Raw genomic sequence first — 24,099 nt, forward strand, 5'->3', positions numbered from 1 at the left:
TATCGGGCAAGATGCAACGAAAGAGGGGAAGCCATGGCTTCCCCTCTTTGCATTCTGTTGGCGGCGTTTAAGCGACAGCCACCAGTTTCTGGCCCTTCTGGCTGCTGTCCAGAATGAGGATGCTCGCCTTGGGGAAGAAGTTGAAGGTGGAGGCGGAGGCCCAGGTGTAGGCGCCCATCACCTTGCCCACTACCAGCTCGCCAAGCTCGAGATCCGGCAGCATGATGCCCTCGCGGATCACATCCACGCTGTCGCAGGTGGGGCCGGAGAGTACCGAGTTGTGCAGCTCGCCGCTGGCATAGGGCGTACTCACCGGATAGGTGACATGGTCGTAGAGCTGGCCGTTGTAGCTGCCATAGAGGCCGTCATCCAGGTAGTACCAGATCTTGTCACCGCGGTGGGCCTTGCCCATCACGCTGGAGACCGAGGTCATGGCCGGCGCGCTGATAAAGCGGCCCGGTTCGGCAATCTTCTGTACGGTTGCGGGCAGCTTGGCCAGCGCCTCGCGGATCGGGGCACAGAAGCCGTCGATATCGAACTCGCCGCCCTCATAATCGACCGGGAAACCACCGCCGATATCCAGTACCCATGGCTTGAGCCCGAGTGCCCAGGCCTGCTCCATGATCTCGCGGCAGGCGTCGATGGCCTGCACATGGCGACGGGCGTGAGGCACCTGCGAGCCGACGTGGAACGACAGCCCCATCACCTTGATCCCTTTGGCATGGGCGAGTTGCAACAGTGGCAGCGCCTGTTCCGGGGTGCAGCCGAACTTCTTGGAGAGATCGACCTTGGTCTCGGGGTTGGGGAAGCTGACCCGCAGCAGCAGTTTCACTTCGTCCTTGTAGGGAATGAACTTCTCCAGCTCCAGCGGGTTGTCGTAGACAAACACGGTGCAGCCGAACTCCAGCGCATAACGGATATCGCTGTCGCGCTTGATGGGATGGGTATGAATGCAACGTCCCGGGCGAACCCCCTGACTGCGCACCAGATCCACTTCGCCATTGGTGGCCAGATCGAAACAGGCCCCCTCTTCCTTCAAGACAGAGACCACCGCCTCATGGGGCAGGGGTTTGAGTGCATAGTGCAATCGTACATCGGGCAGGGCGGCGGCCAGGGCCCGATACTGTTTGCGGACGGCTGCCTTGTCGAGCAGCAGCAGGGGGGAGCCAAATTGTTCAACCAGCTGACGGTAATCTTGTGCTACCAGGGTCTCGTTCATTCTCTTTTGGTCATCCTTAGGGGGCGTGATATGCCCAAGCCATATGCGATTGAACCGGCGACGGCCGGGTCAGGCGAGCGGTCCGGTGGGACCAACCGAACACAGTGCATAAATTGATGGCAAAGTGCTTGGTTATGCGTCGGATTATCTGCTTATTGACTCTGTGTGCAAGCTATTTGATTGGATATGTTGGCAAGTTTTTCTGGCCGAAACGATTGAGAGGATTGCTATCAATTCAGCTACATTCCTGATCGAACCGTTTCGCTGCTGTTCGGGCTTAACTTGTTGATAGTTAACTAACATTTAACATGTTGGCGAGGGTTTGAGCGCAGGACAAAAAAGTGCGGCAGCGGGGTTCCAAGTGCGAGACAGCTCACATTTTTTGGATTAACATGCCCGCTTCCTAATCCAAATTAGTTCGGATGAAGGTAGCAGGAGAGTGATGGGCAACCATCCACCGAAGAAGTGAATCTTTCAGGTACCGGGCAACCGGTGTGGACTGCTACTGGACGATACTCTGGAGAGACCCGTTTAATCGGGCGCCGAAGGAGCAAGGCACCATGATTGCATCGCAATCTGGCGCCGGAAACTCTCAGGCAAAAGGACAGAGGGGATGGGATGGTTGTACCTGGGCTTTGCCCGCATCCGATCGCCTCTGGGGATCGCGACACCTATGGGAAGATCATCCTTCTCCTCCTTAATTTTTGTTTCTTAAGGAGGATGCATGTCATCAATTCAATCGGCGTTAACCGCCATCGATAGCTTTATCTGGGGGCCACCCCTGCTGATCCTGCTGGTCGGGACCGGTATCTACCTCACTCTGCGTCTGGGTCTGCTTCAGGTGGTGCGCTTGCCGCTCGCTCTGCGTCTGGTCTTTGGCCGCGATCAGGGCCAGGGCAAGCAGGGGGATGTCTCCAGCTTCGGCGCCCTCTGTACCGCGCTTTCGGCAACGATCGGCACCGGCAACATCGTCGGGGTCGCCACCGCCATCAAGCTCGGCGGCCCCGGTGCCCTGTTTTGGATGTGGATGGCAGCGCTGTTTGGTATGGCGACCAAGTACGCCGAGTGTCTGCTGGCGGTCAAATATCGCGAGCAGGATGCCAACGGCCAGATGGCTGGCGGCCCCATGTACTATCTGGAGAAGGGGCTCGGCTCCAGGCCGCTGGCCAAGCTGTTTGCCCTGTTTGGCATCGGCGTCGCCTTCTTTGGCATCGGCACCTTCCCGCAGGTCAACGCCATCAGTGACGCCATGAGCCTCTCCTTCTCGGTACCCCGTGAAGCGACTGCCGTGGTGCTGACCCTGATCGTGGCGCTGGTGACCCTGGGGGGCATCCAGTCCATCTCCAGCGTGTCGAGCAAGGTGGTACCTTTCATGGCCATCTTCTACATCGTCGCCTGTCTGGGCGTGCTGGTGAACAATGCCAGTGCCTTGCCGGAGGCGATCGTGCTGGTGATCGGGAGTGCCTTCACCGGCCATGCAGCGACCGGCGGTTTCGTCGGTGCCAGCATCATGCTGGCCATTCAGTCCGGGGTGGCGCGCGGGGTCTTCTCCAACGAGTCGGGACTGGGTTCGGCGCCTATCGCGGCGGCGGCGGCCAAGACCGATTCGTGCGTGGAGCAGGGGCTGGTCTCCATGACCGGCACCTTCATCGACACCATCATCATCTGTACCATGACTGGGCTGACTCTGGTTGTCACCGGGGTGTGGAGCGGCGATGTGAGCGGCGCCGCCATGACCAGTCAGGCCTTTGCCCAGGGGCTTGATGCCCATGTCGGCCAGTATCTGGTGAGCATTGGCCTCTTGTTCTTCGCCTTTACCACCATCCTTGGCTGGAACTACTACGGCGAGCGCTGCACCGAGTACCTGTTCGGGGTGAAGGCGATCAAGCCCTACCGCCTCATTTATCTGGTGCTGGTGGCGAGCGGTGCCTTCCTCCATCTGGATATGATTTGGCTGCTGGCCGACATAGTTAACGGCCTGATGGCAGTGCCCAACCTTATCGGTCTGATTGGCCTGCGCCACGTGGTGATTGCCGAGACCCGCGCCTACTTTAGCCGCGAACAGGATGGCGAAGCAGAGCCGGAACCGCAGACCGCCTGATCCCGCAACAATCTATCCAAACGAAAAAAGCCACGACCCGGGTCGTGGCTTTTTTATTGCGCTCTGTTCGTCGCGGGATCAGAGAGGCTGTTTGCTGCGCTTGGGCAGCAGCAGGTTCATCACGATGGCGGTGATGCCGCCGGTGGCGACGCCGTAGGAGAGCACGCTTCTGGCCAGCTCCGGCAGGTGTTGCAGCACTTCCGGCACCTGCGCGACCCCGAGGCCCATGGCCAGCGACACCGCCAGGATCATCAGAGCGCGTCTGTCCAGCTCCTCGCGGGAGATGATGCGTACACCAGCGGCGGCAATGGTGCCGAACATGACGATGGTGGCGCCGCCCAGCACAGGTTCGGGGATCTGCTGTACCAGACTGGCGACAGCCGGGAACAGGCCGAGCAGGGCCAGCATGGCGGCGATGAAGAGGCCGACATGGCGGCTGGCGACGCCGGTCAGCTGAATAACGCCGTTGTTCTGGGCGAAGGTGGACATGGGGAAGGTGGAGAAGAGCGCTGCCAGCATGGAGTTGGCGCCATCGGCCAGCACGCCGCCCTTGATCCGCTCCATATAGACAGGCCCTTCCAGCGGCTCGCCGGAGATGTCGGAGGTGGCGGTCATGTCACCGATCGCCTCGAGCGCCGTCACCACGAAGATGATGGCGAGCGGTACGAACAGCTGCCAGTCAAAGCCGAGACCGTAGTGGAGTGGAATGGGCACCATCACCAGCGGGCCATCGAAGGTGGGGGCGCTCACTTTGCCCAGCAGCAGTGCCACGGCATAACCCGCCAGCATGGCGATCATGATGGCGGATAGGCGCAACCAGGGGTTGCGGCTGCGCTGCAGCAGCACGATGAGACCGAGCACCAGCAGGGAGAGGAACAGGTTGGTGTGGCTGGCGAAGCTGCCGTCCGCCAGCGCACCGTAGCCACCACCCATGCTGATGAGCCCCACCTTGATCAGGGTCAGGCCGATGAGCAGCACGACGATGCCGGTCACCAGCGGGGTGATGATCCGTTTCACCAGATGGAGGAAGCGGCTCATCACTACGATGGTGAGGGCGGCCGCCAGCATGGTGCCGAACAGGGTGCCCAGCAGATCGTCGGTGGGCATGGCCGCCTGCTTGAGGGCGAGACCGGAGGCGATGATGGGGCCGAGGAAGTTGAAGCTGGTGCCCTGTACCGAGAGCAGGCCGGAACCGATGGGGCCGAAGCGGCGGGTCTGGATGAAGGAGGCGATGCCGGACATGACCAGCGACATGGAGACGATATAGCGAGTGTCGGCGGCAGGGAGGCCGAGGGCATTGGCAATGATGAGAGGGGGGGTGATGATGGCGACAAACATGGCGAGCATATGCTGCAGGGCGGCGAACAGCGTCTGGGGCAGAGGCGGGACATCCTCTATGCCATAGACTAGTTCGCTATGGGCTCGCCTGGGTGGATGTGCCTCTCGATTGGCGCGTGTGACTGCTGCCTGTTCCATATGTACCTCGACTGTGTGGGGGGAGGGGGAAAAATTGGGCGCTATTGTAGTGATCGAGAGGGGGATGACCAGCGTTAATGAAGAGAAAAAAGGTTTATTTTTCTGTGTATTGAAACGTTTGCGCGGTGTCGTTATCATCTGTCGGTTTGTGTGATCGTCCTCTCCTTTTTATTCCCCTCGCTAATGACATTTTTACCACTTTGTAGGTGTAGAATGAGCCCTCGGAATTAATCGTGGAGACTCTGGATGCTTAAGTTGTCAGAGTTCTGGAGTGCGAGGGTTCACTCCGAAGACTTTACCCGTACCCGTATGGGCTTTATGACGGTGCGGTTGCGCCTGCTCACCTGTCTGCTGATGGCCGGGTTGCCAGCCTGGGCCGTGGTGGACTGGATTACTCTGCCTGCCCCCCATTTCGAGCAGCTGTTTCAGGCCCGCATCTTCTGCACTCTGGCACTCTCTCCACTGATCCCCCTCTCTTACCTCATTCACTTTCGTCGCGAGCGGATGAAGCTCGCTCTCGGCTATCTGATGATGGTGATGATGATCTTCTCCCTCTTCTGCCTGCACAGTTTTGGCAGCGAGCAGGAGCTGCAGGCCGGTTATGCCGTCTTCCCCTATCTGCTCATCACCCTGTTTGCCATCTTTCCCATCCCGCTCTCCCTTGGGCTACAGCTGGCTGGTGTGGTGCTGGTGACCATGCTGCTGGGATACTGGCTGCTGGTGGGGCAGAGTCTCTGGAGCCAAGCCACCCTGAACCAGATCTGGGTGCTCGGCATGTTTACCCTGGCCAGCTGCTGGGTGCAGTGTGGTCAGCTCAATATGCTGCTGCGACTCTATCGGGAGTCCACCACCGATGAGCTGACCGGCATGATGAACCGCCGCCTGCTGATGAAGCAGCTGGAGCAGGCGAGAGCCCGACTGCTGACCCGCAAGAAACCCTTCGCCCTGCTGTTGCTCGACCTCGATCGCTTCAAGCGGATCAACGATATCTACGGCCATCTGGCGGGGGATGCGGTGCTCAAGGAGGTGGCGACCACGCTGGCTGAGCAGCTGGCGCCCGAGATGGTGCTGGGACGTTATGGCGGCGAGGAGTTTGCCATTCTGATGCATGATTGCAGCGATCCGGCGGTGGCAATCAGGATGGCGGAGCGGCTGCGTATTGCTGTCGAGGCGCGGCTGGTCAAGAGCCCGACGTCCGATGAGCTGCTGGAGGTGACGGTCAGTACCGGCATCGCCCTGGCGCGGGCCGGGGAGAGCATAGATGCGCTGATCAACCGTGCCGACGAGTGCCTCTATCAGGCCAAGATGGCGGGGCGCAACTGCGTGGTGTTCGAACGCCAGCAGCCCGAAACGACAGATGCCGCCTGAGGGCGGCATCTTGTTGGCAAGGTGCTGACGAAATCAGCTCAGCTTGTACTTGCCGGAGAGTTGCTGGGCCAGCAGCTTGAACATGTTGAACACTGCCATGGTCTTGCCGGTCGGGGTGCCATCTTCGGCGAGGAAGAACTCCCCCTTGAACACCAGAATATCCCCCTTCTGCTCCACCGAGTCGGCGCGCATGCCGTGGATGAAATCTTCGTGTTCCTTGATGATCTTGTTGGCCATCTCCAGCAGGGCAGTCTCGGTGATCAGCTCTTTCTGTGGTTGCATGCTCGTCTCCTTAAACGACTACTGGGCAGGGGCATTGAGCCATTGCATGTGGCGGCGCCCTGCCTCTGATTGAAGAGGGGGCTAGCATACTGCAAACGGGGATTTTCTGTCATTGATATGACCCCGCTTTGTCGTTTATTAGCCCATCACCAGATTCTTCAGCCAGCGGCGCTGGCGAATGCGGCGTTGCACCAGCACCATCTTGCTGATCTCCTCCAGCAGCACCACCGCTACTACCCAGGAGAGGGGCCAGCCGAGCAGAGAGACCGCCACCCACGCCAGCGGCAAGCCGATACACCACATGCCGACGATATCGATGAAGATGGTGTAGTTGACGTCGCCACCCGAGCGCAGCACCCCGATGATCCCCACCATGTTGAACACCTTGAGCAGCATGCCAAAGCACATGATGCCGAGCACCTGACCCGCCTCGGCCATCAGCTCGGGAGGCAGGTTGCCGACCCACTGCAGCAGGTTGGTCTGCAGCAGCCAGACGGCGATCCCCACCAGCAGGCCGCCGATGGGGGCGAGCAGCAGGAAGAGCTGGGAGTGCTGCCAGGCGACCTCGTACTCCTCGGCGCCAAGCCGGTGACCGAGCAGGGTGGAGCAGGCCACCGCCAGCCCGAAGAAGAGGGAGATGAGGATGCTCTCCAGCGTGCTCAGGGTCGTCATGATGGCCAGCGAATCGGTGCCAAGATGGGCATAGAGAAAGCCGTAGAGCAGCATGCCGAACGCCCAGAGGCCGTCATGAAACAGCAGCGGCAGGGCGATCAGGGTAAAGCGCACCACCTCCTTGCGCCGAAATGCTGCCAGCCAGTCAGCCTTGCGCGGCACGAGGCGAGCCTCGTTGCGCTGCACATAGATGAGCAGCAGCACCGTCTGCAGCAGCCGGGAAATAGTGGTGCCCCAGGCAGAGCCGGCGACGCCCATCGGCTCGAAGCCGAAGTGGCCGAAGATGAGGGCGTAGTTGAGGATGACGTTGGCAATGATGGCGATGATGCCGATCCGGGTGGGGGCGGCGGCATTGCCGACCGAGCGCAGCGCCGACTCCAGCGGCACCACCACGGCGGTGCAGAGGATGGTGGCGCCGGTGATCATCAGAAACTGGTCGGCCAGCGCGCGCAGCTCGGGATCCTGGCTGGCAAATCCGAGCACGTCGCCCGGTGCGAGCACATATACAAGGGCAAACGGCAGCGCCACCAGCAGGGCGCCGACCAGCGCCAGTGCCAGTGACCGGCGTACCCCGGCCATCTCGCCGCGGCCGTAATATTGTGCTGCCAACACCGAGACCCCGCCTGCGAGGCCCGCTGTCACCAGCAGATTGAAGAAGAAGACCCGGTTACCCAAGCCGACTGCCGCCACAGCCGTGGTGCCAAGCTGGCTCACCATCATGATATCGATGAGACCAAGCAGGGAGAACATCATGGATTGCAGCGAAACCGGCAGGGCCAGCCGCCACAATCGGGTCATGAACTCGCGATCGGTGGTTTGTTTTAAAATCGCTTGCCAATAATTCATTAGTGTTAACCGGGTATGAGAAAAGCAAGGTTTGTCATGGGTATGATAGGGGGAGTGGCGAGTGGCTTCACTGTGAGTCTCTCTCTGGTTTATTGTGTGAAACTATCCTGTTGAGGTGTTATGCCCTTTGTCAGCGAGTGTCTGGAGATAGCGCCCTCCTGCGATGAGCGGATGCTGGGGCGCGAAGGGCTGCCGCTGCTCGGCGAGGCCGGTATCTTTCTGACCGGCCTCTCGACCATTCGGGAGCACTACCTCATTCGCCGCAATCGGCCCGAGTTTCACATTCTGATGGCGAGCCACAGTGAGGGGGGGGCACTGCTTACCGACCGGGGCGAGCAGCCTGTCCCGAATGGTTCGCTCATCTTTTTACCCGCCGCCGTGCCCGGCGGCCTCAAGCTGGTGGGGGAGCAGTGGCAGATGAGCTGGATTTTGCTCGATGACGTGCCGCGCTGGCAGCATCTACACCGGCTTGGTCATCGTATCTGGCAGGGGGATGGCGGTGATCAGCTTCATCATCTGCTCAGCCTGATCCAGCTCGAAGGGGTTCGTTCCCCGCTCCAGCCCCTGCTGCTCACTCTGCTGCTGGCTCTGCTGGAGCGCACCCTGCAGGGAGAGGTGCGTGGCACGCCGGAGCTGCGCCTGCAGGCGCTGTTTCGCCGGGTCGAGGCACGCCTCGACGAACCCTGGAGCGTGGCCCAGCTCGCTGACCAGATGGCCTGCTCGGTGCCCCATCTGCACCGCCTCTGTCAGCAACACTTTGGCATGGGGCCGATGGCGAGGGTGACCGAGCTCAGAATGAACAAGGCGCGTCAGCTGCTGCTCTACACCAACTGGCCGCTCAGCGAGCTGGCCGCCCGGGTCGGTTATAGCGATGGCGCCAACTTTGCCAACTCGTTTCGACGCCTGACTGGTCAGACCCCGGGTGCATTTCGTCGACTCGGTCGCAAACCTTTTGCAACGGATATGCAAACTCTTTGAAATTAATGACACAAGCCCCTAGGATCGGCGGGTTCCTGCGTCTAGCTAACCGTTTAGGTATCAAGATCCATGTTTGAAGATAATAACCAGAAACGTCCTCTCTACATTCCCTACGCCGGTCCCGCCCTGCTGGAGACCCCGCTGCTCAACAAGGGGAGCGCCTTCACCAGCGAAGAGCGCAGCAACTTCAACCTCGAGGGGCTGCTGCCCCAGAATATCGAGACCATCGAGGAGCAGGCCGAGCGTGCCTATCGCCAGTTTATGGCGTTCGGCAACGACATGGACAAGCACATTTACCTGCGCAACATCCAGGACACCAACGAGACACTGTTCTACCGGCTGCTGCACAACCACCTGACCGAGATGTTGCCCATCATCTACACCCCGACGGTGGGCAAGGCGTGCGAGGAGTTCTCCAACATCTATCGCCGCGCCCGTGGCCTCTTCATCTCCTATCCGGACAAGGAGAGGATCGATGACATGCTGCAAAACGCCACCAAGCAGAACGTCAAGGTGATCGTGGTCACCGACGGCGAGCGGATCCTGGGTCTGGGTGACCAGGGCATCGGCGGCATGGGCATTCCCATCGGCAAGCTGTCGCTCTACACCGCCTGTGGCGGCATTTCGCCCGCCTACTGCCTGCCGGTGGTGCTGGATGTCGGCACCAACAACCAGCAGTTGCTGAACGACCCCTTCTACATGGGCTGGCGCAATCCGCGCATCTCCGGTGAAGAGTATGCCGAGTTCGTCGATGCCTTCATTCAGGCGGTCAAGCGCCGCTGGCCCGACATCCTGCTGCAGTTCGAGGACTTCGCCCAGAACAATGCCATGCCGCTGCTCAACCGCTACAAGAACGAGCTCTGCTGCTTCAACGACGACATTCAGGGCACTGCGGCGGTGACGCTCGGCAGCCTGATCGCAGCCTGCAAGGCCTCCGGCGCCAAACTCTCCGAGAAGCGGGTTGCCTTCCTCGGCGCGGGCAGCGCCGGTTGCGGCATCGCCGAGCAGATCGTGGCGCAGATGAAGGCCGAAGGGCTGACCGATGCCCAGGCGCGCAGCCGGGTCTTTATGGTGGACAGATTCGGCCTTATCACCGACAAGATCCCCAACCAGCTCGACTTCCAGCGCCGCCTCTCCCAGCCGGTGGAGCGCATCGCCGATTGGCCGGTGGGGGATAACATCTCCCTGCTGGAGGTGATGGAGCACGGTCGCCCGGACATCCTGATCGGGGTCTCCGGCCAGCCGGGGCTGTTTACCGAAGAGGTGGTCAAGACCATGCACAAGCACTGTGCCCGTCCCATCATCTTCCCGCTCTCCAACCCCACCTCCCGGGTCGAGGCGACACCGGCAGATCTTATTCGCTGAACCGACGGTCAGGCGCTGGTGGCCACCGGCAGCCCGTTTGCACCGGTGGAGTACAAGGGTAAGCGCTACGTCATCGCCCAGTGCAACAACTCCTTCATCTTCCCGGGGATCGGCCTTGGCGTCATCGCTTCCGGCTCCACCCGGGTGACCGACGCCATGCTGATGTCGGCCAGTCGTGCGTTGGCTGATTGTTCACCGCTGGTGAAAGGGGAGGAGGGCTCCCTGCTGCCGGATCTGGCGGATATCCATCAGGTCTCCCGCTACATCGCCAAGATGGTGGCCAAGACCGCCATGTTGCAGGGCAAGGCGGTGCAGACCCCGGACGAGGTCATCGATCAGGCCATCGAAGCGAACTTCTGGCATCCGGAGTATCGCCGCTACCGCCGCACCTCTTTCTGATTCAACTCAGCGCTAAATAGCAGAAAAAACAAAGGGATGCCTCGGCATCCCTTTTTGCATCCGGTGAGTTATTGCGATAGTGAGCGATCGAACTGAATGATTGCTTCCATGACCTCATCTGGTGCTTCATACCAAGGGAAATGGCCTGCGTTGGGGATGGTTACCTGCCGAACGTTATCCCCCTGATAGCGGGGATCCTGCCACTGCTGCTGAGCGACTACTCGATCATCACCACCGGAAATAATAAGCACCGGGATAGTCGCTGGCCACCAGCGGGCTTCGTACGTTTCATCAAAGTGGTCTGCCGACCAGCTCATGGCCGCAAGGTTGAAGGGGAGGCTCGCTAGCATGGCCCGCCCCATGGCCAACGTGTGCGTCGAAAAGTTCCAGGGAGCACTTGCCATGACGAGCGCCCTGAGGGTCGCGACATTTGGTTCGCGGGAAAAAGCTTGCGCGGCAGTCTCGCTCTCGGGCAAGGGGTGCTGTTCACACATGCTTGCAAAGTCGGCCTGCCAGCGAGCAGAGGGGGCCGAGCTTATCAACACCAGCCCAGCCAGCCGCGTAGCCAGTTCAGATACCGAGAGCAGATACATGCCACCGGTTGAATGACCAATGAAAACGGGGTTGGGAAGTGCATCGGCAGCTTCTATGAGTACATCCGGCCAGCGCTCGTACGCAGTCGTATGATCGATCATGTCGGTATTGCTGCCATCGCCGGGCAGATCAATTAGCCAGACTGTGCCGTTGACCGTCAGCTGCTCTGCCAGCATCTGCAGGCTTTCCGAGCCGAGCCCCGGACCACCTGGAAGCAGCAGCCAGTTGTATTTGCCTGCCGAGCGCGAGACGCATCTCATGCGAATGCGGGAGGGGGTATAACGCACGTCATGCATTGTGTATTTATCTATGACTTGAACCGGTCGGGAGTGCAGACTTTATGCTGGCAAGACCATGACGGCAAGCTGGTTTGAGTGGTGTGGAAGCGAAGGATAAATAACAAGGGGGGATGCCCGGACATCCCCCCTTGATTCAGGTAATACAGCGTTCGCTACGCAAACAGAACTTGGTTACTTGGTTACTTGCTGGACGCCGGTGACGCGCACTTCGACGCGGCGATCCGGGGCCAGACAGGCGATCAGTTTGGCCTTGGCCTTGATGCCGTCGCACTGGGTGCCGGTAACCGGGTTAGCCTCGCCACGACCCTCAATGGAGACCTTGCCAGCCGGCAGACCCTTGCCCACCAGGAAGTCGGCCACGGTGCGGGCACGGGCTTCGGAGAGCTTCAGGTTGTAGGCATCGGAGCCGATGCGGTCGGTATAACCGACCACCACGGCGCTGCCATCTTTCGGCTGCACGTCGACGATCTGTTGATACAGGGTATTGAGCGCTGCGACACCTTCTGGCTTGAGGCTGGATTTGCCAAAGGCAAACAGCACGTCAGAGCTCAGGGCAAAGTTCTTGTCGACGACTACGGGCTCGGGAACGGGCTCGGGGGCCGGAGCGGCAACCGGTGCGACATAAGATGTCCGGTTGGGGTGCAGCACCAGCTCCAGGGTGGCGACGCTCATGTCGCTCTCCCAGGTTTTCTGCTCGTCACCCAGATTCCACAGGTAGCGGTAGCGAGCCTGCACATCGATGAGGTCGGAGAGCTTGGCTGTCAGCCCCAGGCCTGCCAGCGGCGCAGTGCCGTTGGCGTCGTTGCCGTTACCGTTGACGTGGTTGAAGTAGGCGCCACCTTCAGCGAATACGGAGAAGATATCGCCCAGCGGCAGGCGAGCGATACCGGATAAAGTGCCCCCCTGAGCCTTGAAGTCGGTACCGTCTACGCCAGCTTTGCCAGCGTAGAGATAGCCCAGCTCGGCGGCGAAGTTCTGGTTGAAGTTGTAGCCACCGAACAGGTTCAGTGCGGTAGCATCCTTGTCGGCATCTTTGCCGAAATCGTCGAGATTGTGGGCATAGGCCCAGCCTGCGCCCATACCGCCGTACCAGTCATCGGCGGCCTGGGCCGTGGTAGCTGCTGCGGCGAGCGCCAGTGCAATCAGAGTTGGTGCCATGTTGATTTTCATCGAATTATCCTCGTTGCATCTGCCCTTGCGGGCATTCGAAACAGTCGTTTTTATTAGCTGCGAAAAATTCGCCAGCAAAGTGGATAGCGGATGGCTTCGGGACACTCATGAGGCATTGGCATCATGGACAACAGGCCGGAAGGGAAGCGTTATCTCGCGCTTATCCAATCCCTTACAGGCGCAACTACTGTATGCCTTTGACGCCATACAGGCAAGATCAGGGGGAAAGGGGGGCAGGACGTACGGTGTTAGCAGAGAGATATAAAAGAGGGGATAAACAAAAGGGGGAAGCCTTGGCTTCCCCCTTCATGCACACAAGCAGAGTCAGATTACTTCTGAACTTCTTGTACGCCAGATACGCGAACTTCTACGCGACGGTCCGGAGCCAGGCAGGAGATCAGCTGAGCTTTAGCTTTCACGCCGTTGCACTTGGTGCCGGTAACCGGGTTGGCTTCGCCACGACCTTCGATGGCAACTTTGCTAGCAGCCATACCTTTGCTGACCAAGAAGTTGGCAACGGTGCGGGCACGTGCTTCAGACAGCTTCTGGTTGTAAGCGTCGGAACCGATACGGTCGGTGTAACCAACAACAACAGCGTTGCCATCTTTCGGCTGGAACTCAACGATCTGCTGGTACAGAGCGTTCAGGGCTGCAACACCTTCCGGCTTCAGGCTGTCTTTGCCGAAGGCGAACAGGACGTCGGAGTTCAGAGCGAAGTTTTTCTCAACGATTTGCGGAGCAACCGGAGCCGGTGCTTCTTCAACAACCGGAGCCGGAGCCGGGGCTACGTAGGAAGAACGGAACGGGTGGTATACGGCTTCCAGAGTAGCAACGCTCTGGTTGGACTTGTAACGGTCACCGTTGTCAGCGTGCAGGTCAGCCACGTCCCACATGTAGCGGTAGCGAGCTTGCAGATCCAGTGCGTCGTTAACCTTGTAGGTCACGCCCAGGCCAGCCAGCGGGGATACTTTGGTGTCGCTTACGCCCAGACCATCGGTGTGAGCCCAGTAGGCGCCGCCTTCAGCAAAGGCAGAGAAGTCGCCGCCCAGCGGCAGACGAGCGATACCGGACAGGGTGGCGCCCTGGTTCTCGTAACGGTTGCCGTCGGTGTTGCCACGACCAGCGTACTGGTAGCCGAACTCGGTACCGAAGTTTTCGTTGAAGTTGTAACCGACGAATGCGTTGGCTGCAGCAGCATCTTCTTCACCAACGTTGGTGCTTTCGAGCTTGTTCAGACCGTTGAAGTGAGCAGCACCAACACCGGCACCGAAGTAGATGTCGTCAGCGGCGTGAGCAGCGGTGGCACCCAGAGCAGCCATGGTGATGGCAATCAGGGAAGGAGCCATTTTCATCATAAAAAAATCCTCGTTGAGATCGCACGTTGTTCACATGCTTCGCACTATTGAATTTATGTAAGCTGCAGGCTCCGCCGTACTGCTGGCGTCGAGTCTGGCAGTGACCCGGTGTCGGGTCGCACACTCTCCTGGTGTGTCAGATGCGCTGGCAGGGCACGCTGAGCGTGAAAAACCGCAGCCAGGCAACGATGTCATTCCGATGACGAGGCGCACTCTATGCCGATTTTGAAACATGATCAAGCTCACAAATGAACCTGATGGCAAATTGTGTCGTGTCGATAACTGGCTGTTTATCCAGATTAATTAGTGATCCAGATAGGCCCTGTGCAGGCGCTTTTCGAGCTTCATATAGGCCTGAACCCAGTCTGGCTGCGGGTTGGCCGGATTCGCTCTGGCAGCAAAGACGGCGAGATAATCCTGCTCGGTCGCGTTTTGCAGCAACGGAGTGAGACTGGTCAGAAAATGGCGGGCCAGATAGGGATCCAGTGGCCAGATATTGAGGATGGCACGGGCGACCGGCTGGATGGCCGCCGGGCAGACAAAGTGCAGGTGGCCCGCTTCCAGCCATTTGGCCATGTCAGCCAATTCTGATTCCGGCACTATGCCTTTATCTCCCGGCGTGACGGCCAGCATCATCTCCTGACCATTGCCGGTGAGCAGCAGACCATTTTGCTGCAACACGCCGTCATGACTGCGCAGTTGAAGGGCTGGTTCATCCTGTTCCAGAAAGAGTGAACATTTCTCTGACAGGGTTGTCAGAATGGTGCCGCTCTGATCGCTCAGTGAGGCGGGAAGCCAGAATGCTTCGGCGCGATATTGCGCTCCCTGCTGGAGCTGCAGTTGCAATTCTATGTCGCTGGAAACCGTGTGCAGGCGAGAGATAATGCCGGGAAACGCCATACTTATTCCTCTTAATGGGTAGCCGGCGAATTATACGGTTTATTGGGATGGCAACAATAAAGGTTTCTTTTCGAGACTGTTTACCTGAGGCGGCTGAGCGATTACCATCCCCCCTTGAAGGCAAGGGTTGTCGCCGAAAGGCGCTCATAAAGATAGAGGCTCGACCATAACGAGTCCGAACAAAACTGATACACTTGACTACGAGTCGTCGCGAAAAATAAAAGGCGGATTAAATCCGCCAAACGGAGTATGGAACAATATGAATTCAAATATCGTCACTGTTGGCAAGAAGATCCGTCAGATCCGTGAAGCGGTTGGTTTGAGCCGTCCGAAGTTTGCTGATTTGCTGGGTGTTCCCCCCACAACCCTGAAGAACTACGAACTGGGTTATCGTGAAGTCGGTGGTGCCTTCCTGGTTGCCCTGGCTCATCACCCGGAACTGCACAAGTTCACTCTCTGGCTGCTGGCTGACAAAAAAGTCGCCGAAATCGGCCAGATTGGTCCGGACGATCTCGCCAAGGCGTAATCGTCACTGTGACAGATAGAGAAATGCCGCCCCTGGGCGGCATTTTTTTGTCCCTGAAACAGTGCCCGGCCAGACGTTTCCCGTATCTGTGCACTGCATAGAGCTTTTACGCAAAACATCTTGGCAAACCACACCAAACCTCAGAAAATTCCGACCCTCAAAACCCGGTTCATCTCGCATGATGCGAAAGAAAGTGAGACAAGAATGAGTCAAACCACCCCCAAGGCCAGAGACGGCTTTACCAGCAAATTCGGCGTACTCGCCGCCACCCTAGGTTCTGCCGTCGGTCTTGGCAACATCTGGAAATTTCCCTATCTGACGGGTGAGAACGGCGGTGCCGGCTTTCTGCTTGTCTATGTGATCGCAACCCTTCTGGTCGGCCTGCCGGTGATGATCTCCGAGATCATGCTGGGCCGCAAAAGCAAAACCGATGCGGTAACCACCCTGAACAAGCTGGCGCCCAAAGGGCAACCCTGGTGGCTGATCGCCGTCATGGGCGTGCTGGCCGCTTTCCTTATCATGTCCTTCTACTCGGAAGTGGCTGCCTGGGTTTTCGCCTACATCTTCAAGGCGGTTGATGGCTCCATCCTCTCGACCGATCCCAAGGTCACCGGCGATGCCTTCAACGCGCTGATCAGCAATCCGTTGCAGAGTCTGCTGTGGCAGTGGCTGGTGCTGGCCCTGATGGGGGGCATCCTGCTGATGGGGGTCTCCAAGGGGATCGAAGCGGTCACCAAGAAGCTGATGCCGGTGCTCTTCATTCTGCTGCTGGTGATTGGCGTGCGCAGCCTGACCCTGCCGGGGGCAAGTCAGGGGCTCTCCTTCCTCTTCTCGCCCGATTTTTCCAAGATCACCGGTGCCGTGGTGCTCACCGCCATGGGGCTCGCCTTCTTCAAGCTCTCCATAGGGATGGGCTGCATGATGACTTACGGCAGCTACTTCCGTGATGATCAGAATATCCCGGTCACCGCGTTCCGGGTGATGTGTGCCGATCTGTTCGTCTCCATGCTGGCCGGTATCGCCATTTTCCCGGCAGTGTTCGCCTTCGGTTTCGAACCGACCGCCGGCCCGTCGCTGCTGTTCATCACCATTCCGGCGGTCTTTGCCAGCATCCCGTTTGGCCACCTCTTTATGGTGCTCTTCTTCGTGCTGTCGGCCATCGCTGCCACCGGCGCCATGCTCTCCATTCTGGAGGTGCCGGTATCCGTGCTCTCCGAGCGCTTCAAGATGAGCCGCCCCAAAGCGACCCTGATCAACCTGCTGGTGCTGGGCGCCGTCGGCTCCACCTGTGCGCTCTCCAACAGCGCCATGGCGGATGTGCATATTGCCGGCAAGACCTTCTTCGATCTGTTCGACTACCTCTCCTCCAACATCCTGATGCCGCTGGGCGGTATTTTCCTCTGCCTGTTTGTGGGCTGGGTATGGGGCGAGGAGAAGCTGCGCGATGCCCTGACCAATGGTGGCGAGCTGGAGCTGCCGATCCTCAAGCCGCTCTTCTTCATCATCCGTTACGTATCGCCGCTGCTGATCCTGATCGTGATGCTCAAGGGGTTGGGACTCTTCTAAGCCAATCGTTCCCGCATAGCAAAAGAGCGCCGCAAGGCGCTCTTTTTGTTTTGGTGGTTTTGGCGATGGGGCTGCGGGCTAGATCACCCCGAGCCGGCCCAGTTCATCCTTGAGCTGGTCGAGGTTGCGCTCGACGCAGGCTTCCCCCTCCTCGATGGCATCGCTGGCACGATGAAAGTCCATGATGGAGAAGCTGCCAAGGCGAGGGCAGAGCTGGATTTCCGGGGGATCCCCCGCCATCCGCGCCCGGGTGATCCGCTCCTGCATGATGTTGATGGAGCCGCTCATCACGCTCCACATGCCGGGCGTGGCCGGTGTTGCCTCACCGCGATTGAGCCACTGGCTGAGCAGGCCGCCACCGGATTGATCCGGCTCGTCGGTTCAGGGCTGGTGCATGTCGGTGTTGAGGTTGATTGCGATCACCACTTCGGCCCCCATGGCGCGCGCCAGCGAGATGGGCACCGGATTGACCACGGCACCATCGACCAGCCAGCGGTCGTTGACCCGGGTCGGGGTGAGGATCCCCGGCATGCCGCAGGAGGCGCGCACCGACTGGCGCAGCGGCCCCCGTTGCAGCCAGATCTCGCGGCCGGTATCGAGTTCGGTCGCCACGCAGGCGAAGGGGATGGGCAGGCTCTCCAGCTCGGGATCCCCGAGATGGTTGGCGGCAATGCCAAACACCTTTTCGCCGCGAAAGAGGCCGCCGGAGAGGGCCGGGTCGAGCAGGCTCACCACCTGCAGGCGGGTAAAGCCGCGTACCCAGTTCTCCAGTCTGTCCAGCTCGCCAGCGGCATAGGCGGCGCCGACAAAACTGCCGATGGAGCAGCCGGCGATGAGATCGGGCTTGATGCCGAGTCGTTCAAGAGCGCGGATGACGCCGATATGGGCCCATCCTCTGGCGGCGCCGCTCCCCAGAGCGAGCCCTACGCGGGGTTTTCGTGGCACGAAGTGACTCCTGAAAAGTGTGGAGGGCCCAGCTTACTCTGTGAGCTGGGCCTCGTCACCCTGCCATCTTTCCGAGCGGTTGCGGCCATTGCCTTTGGCCTGATAGAGGGCGACATCGGCGCGGCGGATCGCCTCGTGCAGCGGGATGGAATCTGCGTGAGGGTGGTAACCGAGACTGATGGTGACGGCCAGCTCGGGCACTATGCTGCGCCAGTCATAATGCTCTACCGCGCTGCGGATCTGCTCGGCCAGCGCGGCGAGACGAGCGTCGTCACAGCGGGCGACCAGCAGCAAAAACTCCTCGCCCCCCCAGCGGATCAGGCAATCCGATGGGCCTATCTGCTCCTGACAGATCTGCACCAGCCGGGTCAGCACGATATCACCCACTCCGTGGCCGAAGCGGTCGTTGACCCGTTTGAAGTGATCCGCATCGAACAGGATCACCCCGACAGGCATCTGTTTTGCCAGCTGGCCACTCTGCTCCTGCTGGGTCAGATAGTGCCGATTGAAGGCGCCGGTGAGCGCATCGTGGCAGGAGAGGTAGTTGAGCTGCAGGTTGAGACGGCGAGATCTCAGGCTGGAAAGGGCCGCCAGCAACATGAAGGCGATGGCGAGCAGGGTTGGTGCCGACTGGCAGATCAGCGCAACGAGCAGCTCAAACAGGGGGATGCGATGCACCAGCCGCAGCGGTGTATCGCTCAGCGCCTGGGTGAGTTGAAAGCCCCCCTGATTCCAGCGGTACTGATCGTCCGGTGCCAGATGTTGTTGGGGATGGGGATCCGAGTTGCTGCAGGCCAGCACCTGATCGTACTGATTGATGAGCAGGTAACCTCCGAGCTTTGGGGTGAGCGCCTGCAACTGCTGGTGCAGGCGCGAGAGCAGCACATCCATGCTGATGACCCCCACCAGTGTCGAGCCTTTATAGAGGGGTTGCGACATGGTGATCATGGTGCCCAGCCCGGCAAAGTCCTCATAGGGGCGCGAGAGAATGGTGGTGCGGCCCGGATTGGGGGTCGCCTGCGCATCCTGCCAGTAGGACTTCTCATAGATGGCATTGGTAAAACGGTACTGGCTGGAGGGGCGCCAGGGGTAGAGGTAGACAAAGTTGTCTGCACCGGTGAAGTAGACCCAGGCGATCTCCTTGCCGAGGCGCTGGCTGGCGGTGGAGAGCAGGGGCGAGAGACTCAGGGCCAGATGAATGCGAGCCTCCCGCTCGCTGCCACGGGGGGGCAGGGGCCCCAGCCCGGTGAGGTTGCCGACCAGCCCCGCAGGCAGGTCGGCTGGCGGGCGATCGAGTGCCAGTCCCTCCGGCAGCTGTTCGAGATGGCGATAGAGTTGGCGGGTCAGTACCGACTGGGGATCGCTGCGCAGCCGCTCTTCGGCCTGACCGCGCATCGCCTCGAGAAAGATCTCGGTCTGCTTGAACTGATCGCGCAGGCGAATGGCGCTGTTGGCCGTATCGCTAAGATAGAGATCCTCTATCTGTTTCAGACTTTGCCGCAGGGTCAGACCAACCAGCAGGATGACGGAGGCAAACAGCAGCCAGGTCAGGCGTGAGAGGAAACGTCGGTCAGACACATTTGGCATAGGCGATTTGGCTATATTGCGAAGAAAACTGTCGCTAGTGTATGCGACTCTGCTGAAAAAGGGATCGAAAAGGCTTGATTGCAGTGATCTTGCGCCACTCCTGTTACGTTTTGTCACATTTATACATAGTCACGGCATAGTCTGGGGCTAAAATGGCCCCCAATCAGATTTCCCTCTCTCAACTCTTCATGGATTGCTCGATGAAAATGCGTATCTGGCTGGGCCTCGGCCTGCTCTCTCTGGTGGCTGCCATCTGGTGGGCGGTTGGTCACTTTCAACCGGCAGCCAAGGCCCCGACCCGCGAGATCAATATTCGCACCCAGACCGTCAAGCAGAGTCTGGCCGAGCCGACCCTCAAGCTGGTGGGCAAGCTGGAGGCCAACCGCTCCGTCGTCATCAGTCCCGAGGTGACCGGTCGCATCGTCAATATCGCCGTGAAGTCCGGGCAGGGCGTTACCAAAGGGGAGACCCTGATCGCCCTCGACAACGGCAAGCAGCGCGCCGAGCTGGCCGAGCAGAGCGCCAGCCTGCGCGACGAGCACCGCAAGCTTAACGAGATGCGCAAGCTGGTGGCCCGTGGCGCCGTCACCCAGTCGGTGCTGGAGGGGCAGGAGGCCACCGTCGATCAGGTGCAGGCGCGCGTCGATGCCGCCCGCTACGAGCTCTCCCTGCGTAACTTGCAGGCGCCGTTTGCCGGCACCGTCAGCCTGATTGATCTGAGCGAAGGGGCGCTGGTCAATAGCGGCGATACCCTGCTGCACCTCGACGATATCGACACCCTGCGCCTCGATCTGGCGGTGCCGGAGCGCTACCTCGCCCTGCTGCGCCCCGGCATGGCGGTAACGGCGACCAGCGCTGCCTGGCCGGATCAGCACTTCAACGGCACCCTCACCACCCTCGACAGCCGCATCTCCAACGAGACCCAGAACATCAAGGCGCGGGTCGAGCTGCCCAACCACAACGGCCAGCTGCGCCCGGGCATGCTGCTCAACGTCGAGCTCTCGCTCCCCTCCCGCCAGCTCACCCTTATTCCTGCCCAGTCGGTGGAGTATGCCGGCGAGCAGCGCTTCGTTTACCGCCTCGAGGCCGATGGCCGGGTCAAGCGGGTGCCGGTGGTGCTTGGCGAGACCGAGGGGGAGACCGTCTGGGTAACCGAAGGGCTGAAAGTCGGCGATCGCATCGTGGTCGAGGGGCTGGTCAATCTGCGTGATGGCGCCAAAGTCCGCGATCTGGCGGAGGTAAACGGCTGATGTGGCTCTCCGATATCTCAGTACGCCGCCCGCTGGTGGCGGTGGTGCTCAGCGCCCTGCTCACCGTGTTCGGTCTGGTCGCTTTCAGCAAGTTGACGGTGCGGGAGATGCCCGATGTGCAGACCCCGTCGGTCACCATCACCACCACCTATGAGGGGGCAGCCCCGGCGGTGATGGAGAGTCAGGTCACCAAACCCATCGAGGATCAGCTCTCCGGTATCAGCGGCATCAAGAACATCAACTCGGTGACCCGCAAGGGGCGCTCGATGATCACGGTGGAGTTCAAGCTGGGCTGGAACATGGTGGAGGGGGTCTCCGATGTGCGCGATGCCCTGACCCGCGCCAAGAGCAAGCTGCCGGAGGATGCCGACGATCCGCTGGTGACCAAGGATAGCGGCAGCGGTGATGTGGCGGTCTGGCTCAACTTCAGCAGCAGCCAGATGGATCGCACCGCCATGACCGATTACGCCAACCGGGTGCTGGTCGACCCCCTCAGTCTGGTGGACGGGGTGAGCGAAGTGGAGCTCTCCGGCGATCTCACCCAGGTGATGTATGTGCGGCTGCGCCCCGCTGATATGGCGGCGCGCGGCGTGACGGTGGCGGATGTGCAGGATGCCCTCAAGCGCGAGAACATCGAGCTGCCGGGCGGCGAGATCCGCAACAACTCCATGACCATGTCGGTGCAGATTGCCCGGCTCTATCACACGGCTGAAGATTTCCAGCAGTTGCAGGTGCGCACCGCCGCCAACGGCCAGAGCGTCTATCTCTCCGACATCGCCGATGTGGAGGTGGGGGCCAAGAACGAAGACAGCGCCTACCAGCGCAACGGCCGCGAGAGTCTGGGGATAGGCATTGTCGCCCAGTCCACCGCCAACCCGCTGGCGGTAGCGCAGGGGGTGGAGAAGAAGCTGGTGGAGATGCAGCGCTTCCTGCCTGAGGGGGCCAAGCTGGAGGTCGATTACGACTCCACCATCTTTATCAAGCAGGCCATCGACGAGGTATATGAAACCCTGGCCATCTGCGCCGTGCTGGTAGTGGCTGTGCTCTACCTGTTCCTCGGTCAGGGGCGAACCACTCTTATTCCGGCCATCACGGTGCCCGTGTCGCTGATTTCCGCCTTTATCGGCGCCTGGTATCTCGGCTTTTCCATCAACCTCATCACTCTGCTGGCGCTTATTCTCGCCATCGGTCTGGTGGTGGATGACGCCATCGTGGTGGTGGAGAACATTCACCACCATCTGCAGCGGGGTGAACCGCCCCTGCTGGCGGCCTGGCACGGCACCCGCGAGGTGGGCTTTGCGGTCATCGCCACCACCGCGGTGCTGGTGATGGTCTTTATCCCCATCGCCTTTATGGATGGCATGGTGGGCCGGCTCTTTACCGAGTTTGCCATTCTGCTTTCGCTGGCGGTGCTCTGCTCCTCGCTGGTGGCGCTGACTCTCACCCCGGCCATGGGCTCCTGGCTGATGCGCCCGCTCGACAAGCCGAACCGGCTGACGGCGGCCCTCGATCGCGGCCTTGGCTGGGTGGAGGGGCACTATCGCCGCCTGCTGCAGGGATTGCTGCGCCGCTCGCGCTGGATGCCGCTGGCGCTGCTGCTTTGTCTGGCCGGTATCGGCGCCCTCTTTACCCAGCTGCCGAGCAGCCTCACCCCGACCGAGGATCGCGGCGTGGTCTTCGTCTTCGTCAAGGGGGCGGAGGGGACCAGTATCGAGCGGATGAAGCGCAACATGCAGCAGGTGGAGTCCGCCATCATGCCGATGCTGGGCAAGGGGGTGGTCAAGGCGATGAGCTTCAGCACCCCCGCCTTTGGCCGTGGCGGCGATCAGACCGGCATGGTGATCATCCAGCTCACCGACTGGGCCGAGCGCGACATCACCGCCACCCAGTTCTCCCGTTCGCTGGGTGCCAAACTCGCCGGTATTCCCGACGTGATGATCCGCACCTTCCAGCCGGGCTTTCGGGGCGGCTCCACCGCCGCGGTGCAGTTCGTGCTGCAGGGCAACGACTATGCCGAGCTCTACCAGCAGGGGCTGGAGCTGCAAAAAGCGGCGCAGGCGAGCGGCCTGATGATAAGCCCGGATCTCGACTACGCCGAGAAGACCCCGGAGCTGCAAGTGACCGTCTCGCGCGACAGCGCCAGCCAGCTCGGCATTCCGGTCTCCACCGTTGCCAGCACTTTGCAGGCGATGCTGGGCGGGGTGAGCAAGACCACCTATGTGGACAGGGGCGAGGAGTATGACGTCTACCTGCGCGCCAACCAGAAGGAGTTCAACGGCATCTCGGATCTCGGTCGCATCTACCTGAAGGCGGCCAATGGCGAGATGGTGAGCCTCTCGACCCTGGCGACGGTGAAGCAGGTGGCGACCGCCAACCGCCTCAACCACTACCAGCGCCAGAAGGCGGTGACCCTGACCGCCGACGTAGCACCGGATCACACTCTGGGTGAGGCCCTCGACTTCCTCGATGGTTGGGCCAACGAGCATCTGCCGAGCGGCATGACGGTCGATTACGCCGGTGACTCCAAGGATTACCGCTACAATCAGGGGGAGATGGCGATGGTCTTCGGCCTCGCCCTGCTGGTGGTCTATCTGGTGCTGGTGGCCCAGTTCGAGAGCACCCTCACCCCGACCGTGGTGATGATGACGGTGCCGCTCGGCATCTTCGGCGGCCTGCTTGGCCTCTGGCTGACGGGGCAGGAGATGAGCATCTACAGCCAGATCGGGATGATCATGCTGATCGGCATGGTGACCAAGAACGGTATCCTCATCGTCGAGTTCATCAACCAGCTGCGCCAGCGCGGCGAAGGATTCGAGGAGGCGATCATCGCAGGTTCGGTGCGCCGCCTGCGCCCGATCCTGATGACCTCGCTCACCGCCATTATCGGTGCGGTGCCGCTGATGCTCTCCATGGGGGCGGGCTACGAGAGCCGGATGGCGGTGGGTACCGTGGTATTCTTCGGCCTCTCCTTGGCGACTCTGGTTACCCTGCTGGTAGTGCCCGCCACCTACCACCTGATCGCCCGCCACGCCGGCATGACCGGGCAGCGGGATCAGCAGGTGGACGAGGCGCTGGCCGCCAAATTGACCGGCAAAGGGGAGGGGGACGAACAGACCCCGGCTCACTGACGCGCCGCCGTCAGGGTGAGCGTTGCCAACAAGGGCGCCTGCAGGCGCCCTTGCTTTTGGCCCGTTTGCTAGC

Annotated in this window: 16 protein-coding genes, 2 pseudogenes and 1 riboswitch; of the genes and pseudogenes, 8 read left to right on the forward strand and 10 right to left on the reverse strand. The window is 60.5% G+C overall.

Features of this window, described 5'->3' with window-relative positions; translation table 11 throughout:
• Positions 1-67 precede the first annotated feature (67 nt).
• Complete coding sequence (locus WE862_RS10200; RefSeq protein ID WP_042032983.1) at positions 68-1,219, reverse strand: type III PLP-dependent enzyme; 1,152 nt, start codon at positions 1,217-1,219, stop codon at positions 68-70.
• Between the two features lie 507 nt (positions 1,220-1,726).
• A riboswitch (glycine riboswitch) is annotated at positions 1,727-1,837 on the forward strand.
• 106 nt (positions 1,838-1,943) lie between these two features.
• Here WE862_RS10200 and WE862_RS10205 point away from each other — a divergent pair.
• Complete coding sequence (locus WE862_RS10205) at positions 1,944-3,320, forward strand: alanine/glycine:cation symporter family protein (RefSeq protein ID WP_042032985.1); 1,377 nt, start codon at positions 1,944-1,946, stop codon at positions 3,318-3,320.
• 78 nt (positions 3,321-3,398) lie between these two features.
• Here WE862_RS10205 and WE862_RS10210 read toward each other — a convergent pair whose 3' ends face one another.
• Complete coding sequence (locus WE862_RS10210; protein WP_042032987.1) at positions 3,399-4,796, reverse strand: nucleobase:cation symporter-2 family protein; 1,398 nt, start codon at positions 4,794-4,796, stop codon at positions 3,399-3,401.
• Between the two features lie 246 nt (positions 4,797-5,042).
• On the opposite strand from WE862_RS10210, the gene WE862_RS10215 reads away from it, so the two are divergent.
• On the forward strand, positions 5,043-6,164 hold the full coding sequence (locus WE862_RS10215; protein ID WP_042032988.1) for a GGDEF domain-containing protein: 1,122 nt from the start codon (positions 5,043-5,045) through the stop codon (positions 6,162-6,164).
• Positions 6,165-6,197: 33 nt separating this feature from the next.
• Here the strand turns inward: WE862_RS10215 and WE862_RS10220 are convergent, their stop codons facing one another.
• Positions 6,198-6,446 carry a YciN family protein gene (locus tag WE862_RS10220; RefSeq protein ID WP_033115738.1) on the reverse strand — a complete coding sequence of 83 codons (249 nt, stop codon included), beginning with the start codon at positions 6,444-6,446 and terminating at the stop codon, positions 6,198-6,200.
• Between the two features lie 138 nt (positions 6,447-6,584).
• Positions 6,585-7,964: an MATE family efflux transporter gene (locus tag WE862_RS10225; protein WP_042032990.1), complete on the reverse strand. Its 1,380-nt coding sequence runs from the start codon at positions 7,962-7,964 to the stop codon at positions 6,585-6,587.
• A gap of 120 nt (positions 7,965-8,084) precedes the next feature.
• Between WE862_RS10225 and WE862_RS10230 the strand changes: the two genes are divergently transcribed.
• Together WE862_RS10230 and WE862_RS10235 are read left to right on the forward strand one after the other, a co-directional pair.
• On the forward strand, positions 8,085-8,942 hold the full coding sequence (locus WE862_RS10230; RefSeq protein WP_042032991.1) for a helix-turn-helix transcriptional regulator: 858 nt from the start codon (positions 8,085-8,087) through the stop codon (positions 8,940-8,942).
• A 69-nt stretch (positions 8,943-9,011) separates the two neighbouring features.
• A pseudogene (locus WE862_RS10235) lies at positions 9,012-10,706 on the forward strand (NAD-dependent malic enzyme).
• A 68-nt stretch (positions 10,707-10,774) separates the two neighbouring features.
• On the opposite strand, the gene WE862_RS10240 reads toward WE862_RS10235, so the two are convergent.
• The 4 genes from WE862_RS10240 to WE862_RS10255 form a co-directional block, all read right to left on the reverse strand.
• A complete protein-coding gene (locus WE862_RS10240) occupies positions 10,775-11,596 on the reverse strand; it encodes an alpha/beta fold hydrolase (protein WP_042032993.1) in 822 nt (273 codons plus the stop codon).
• Positions 11,597-11,770: 174 nt separating this feature from the next.
• Positions 11,771-12,769 (reverse strand): porin OmpA, encoded by a 999-nt coding sequence (gene ompA, locus WE862_RS10245; protein ID WP_042032994.1) that lies wholly within the window; start codon positions 12,767-12,769, stop codon positions 11,771-11,773.
• Positions 12,770-13,098: 329 nt separating this feature from the next.
• A complete protein-coding gene (locus WE862_RS10250) occupies positions 13,099-14,124 on the reverse strand; it encodes an OmpA family protein (protein ID WP_042032995.1) in 1,026 nt (341 codons plus the stop codon).
• A 303-nt stretch (positions 14,125-14,427) separates the two neighbouring features.
• Positions 14,428-15,024: a hypothetical protein gene (locus tag WE862_RS10255; protein WP_042032996.1), complete on the reverse strand. Its 597-nt coding sequence runs from the start codon at positions 15,022-15,024 to the stop codon at positions 14,428-14,430.
• A 259-nt stretch (positions 15,025-15,283) separates the two neighbouring features.
• Here WE862_RS10255 and WE862_RS10260 point away from each other — a divergent pair, with 259 nt between their 5' ends.
• Positions 15,284-15,550: a helix-turn-helix domain-containing protein gene (locus tag WE862_RS10260; protein WP_026456659.1), complete on the forward strand. Its 267-nt coding sequence runs from the start codon at positions 15,284-15,286 to the stop codon at positions 15,548-15,550.
• A gap of 204 nt (positions 15,551-15,754) precedes the next feature.
• On the forward strand, positions 15,755-17,116 hold the full coding sequence (locus tag WE862_RS10265; protein WP_042032998.1) for a sodium-dependent transporter: 1,362 nt from the start codon (positions 15,755-15,757) through the stop codon (positions 17,114-17,116).
• Positions 17,117-17,194: 78 nt separating this feature from the next.
• On the opposite strand, the pseudogene WE862_RS10270 reads toward WE862_RS10265, so the two are convergent.
• Positions 17,195-18,061: pseudogene (locus WE862_RS10270) on the reverse strand (patatin-like phospholipase family protein).
• Positions 18,062-18,094: 33 nt separating this feature from the next.
• Positions 18,095-19,648 carry a sensor domain-containing diguanylate cyclase gene (locus WE862_RS10275; RefSeq protein ID WP_042033000.1) on the reverse strand — a complete coding sequence of 518 codons (1,554 nt, stop codon included), beginning with the start codon at positions 19,646-19,648 and terminating at the stop codon, positions 18,095-18,097.
• Between the two features lie 200 nt (positions 19,649-19,848).
• Between WE862_RS10275 and WE862_RS10280 the strand changes: the two genes are divergently transcribed.
• Together WE862_RS10280 and WE862_RS10285 are read left to right on the forward strand one after the other, a co-directional pair.
• Positions 19,849-20,898 carry an efflux RND transporter periplasmic adaptor subunit gene (locus WE862_RS10280; RefSeq protein WP_042033001.1) on the forward strand — a complete coding sequence of 350 codons (1,050 nt, stop codon included), beginning with the start codon at positions 19,849-19,851 and terminating at the stop codon, positions 20,896-20,898.
• Complete coding sequence (locus WE862_RS10285; RefSeq protein ID WP_042033004.1) at positions 20,898-24,026, forward strand: efflux RND transporter permease subunit; 3,129 nt, start codon at positions 20,898-20,900, stop codon at positions 24,024-24,026. The genes WE862_RS10280 and WE862_RS10285 overlap by 1 nt, the downstream gene beginning before the upstream one ends.
• Positions 24,027-24,099 lie beyond the last annotated feature (73 nt).

The sequence above is a fragment of the Aeromonas jandaei genome, assembly GCF_037890695.1.
Lineage (GTDB): Bacteria > Pseudomonadota > Gammaproteobacteria > Enterobacterales > Aeromonadaceae > Aeromonas > Aeromonas jandaei.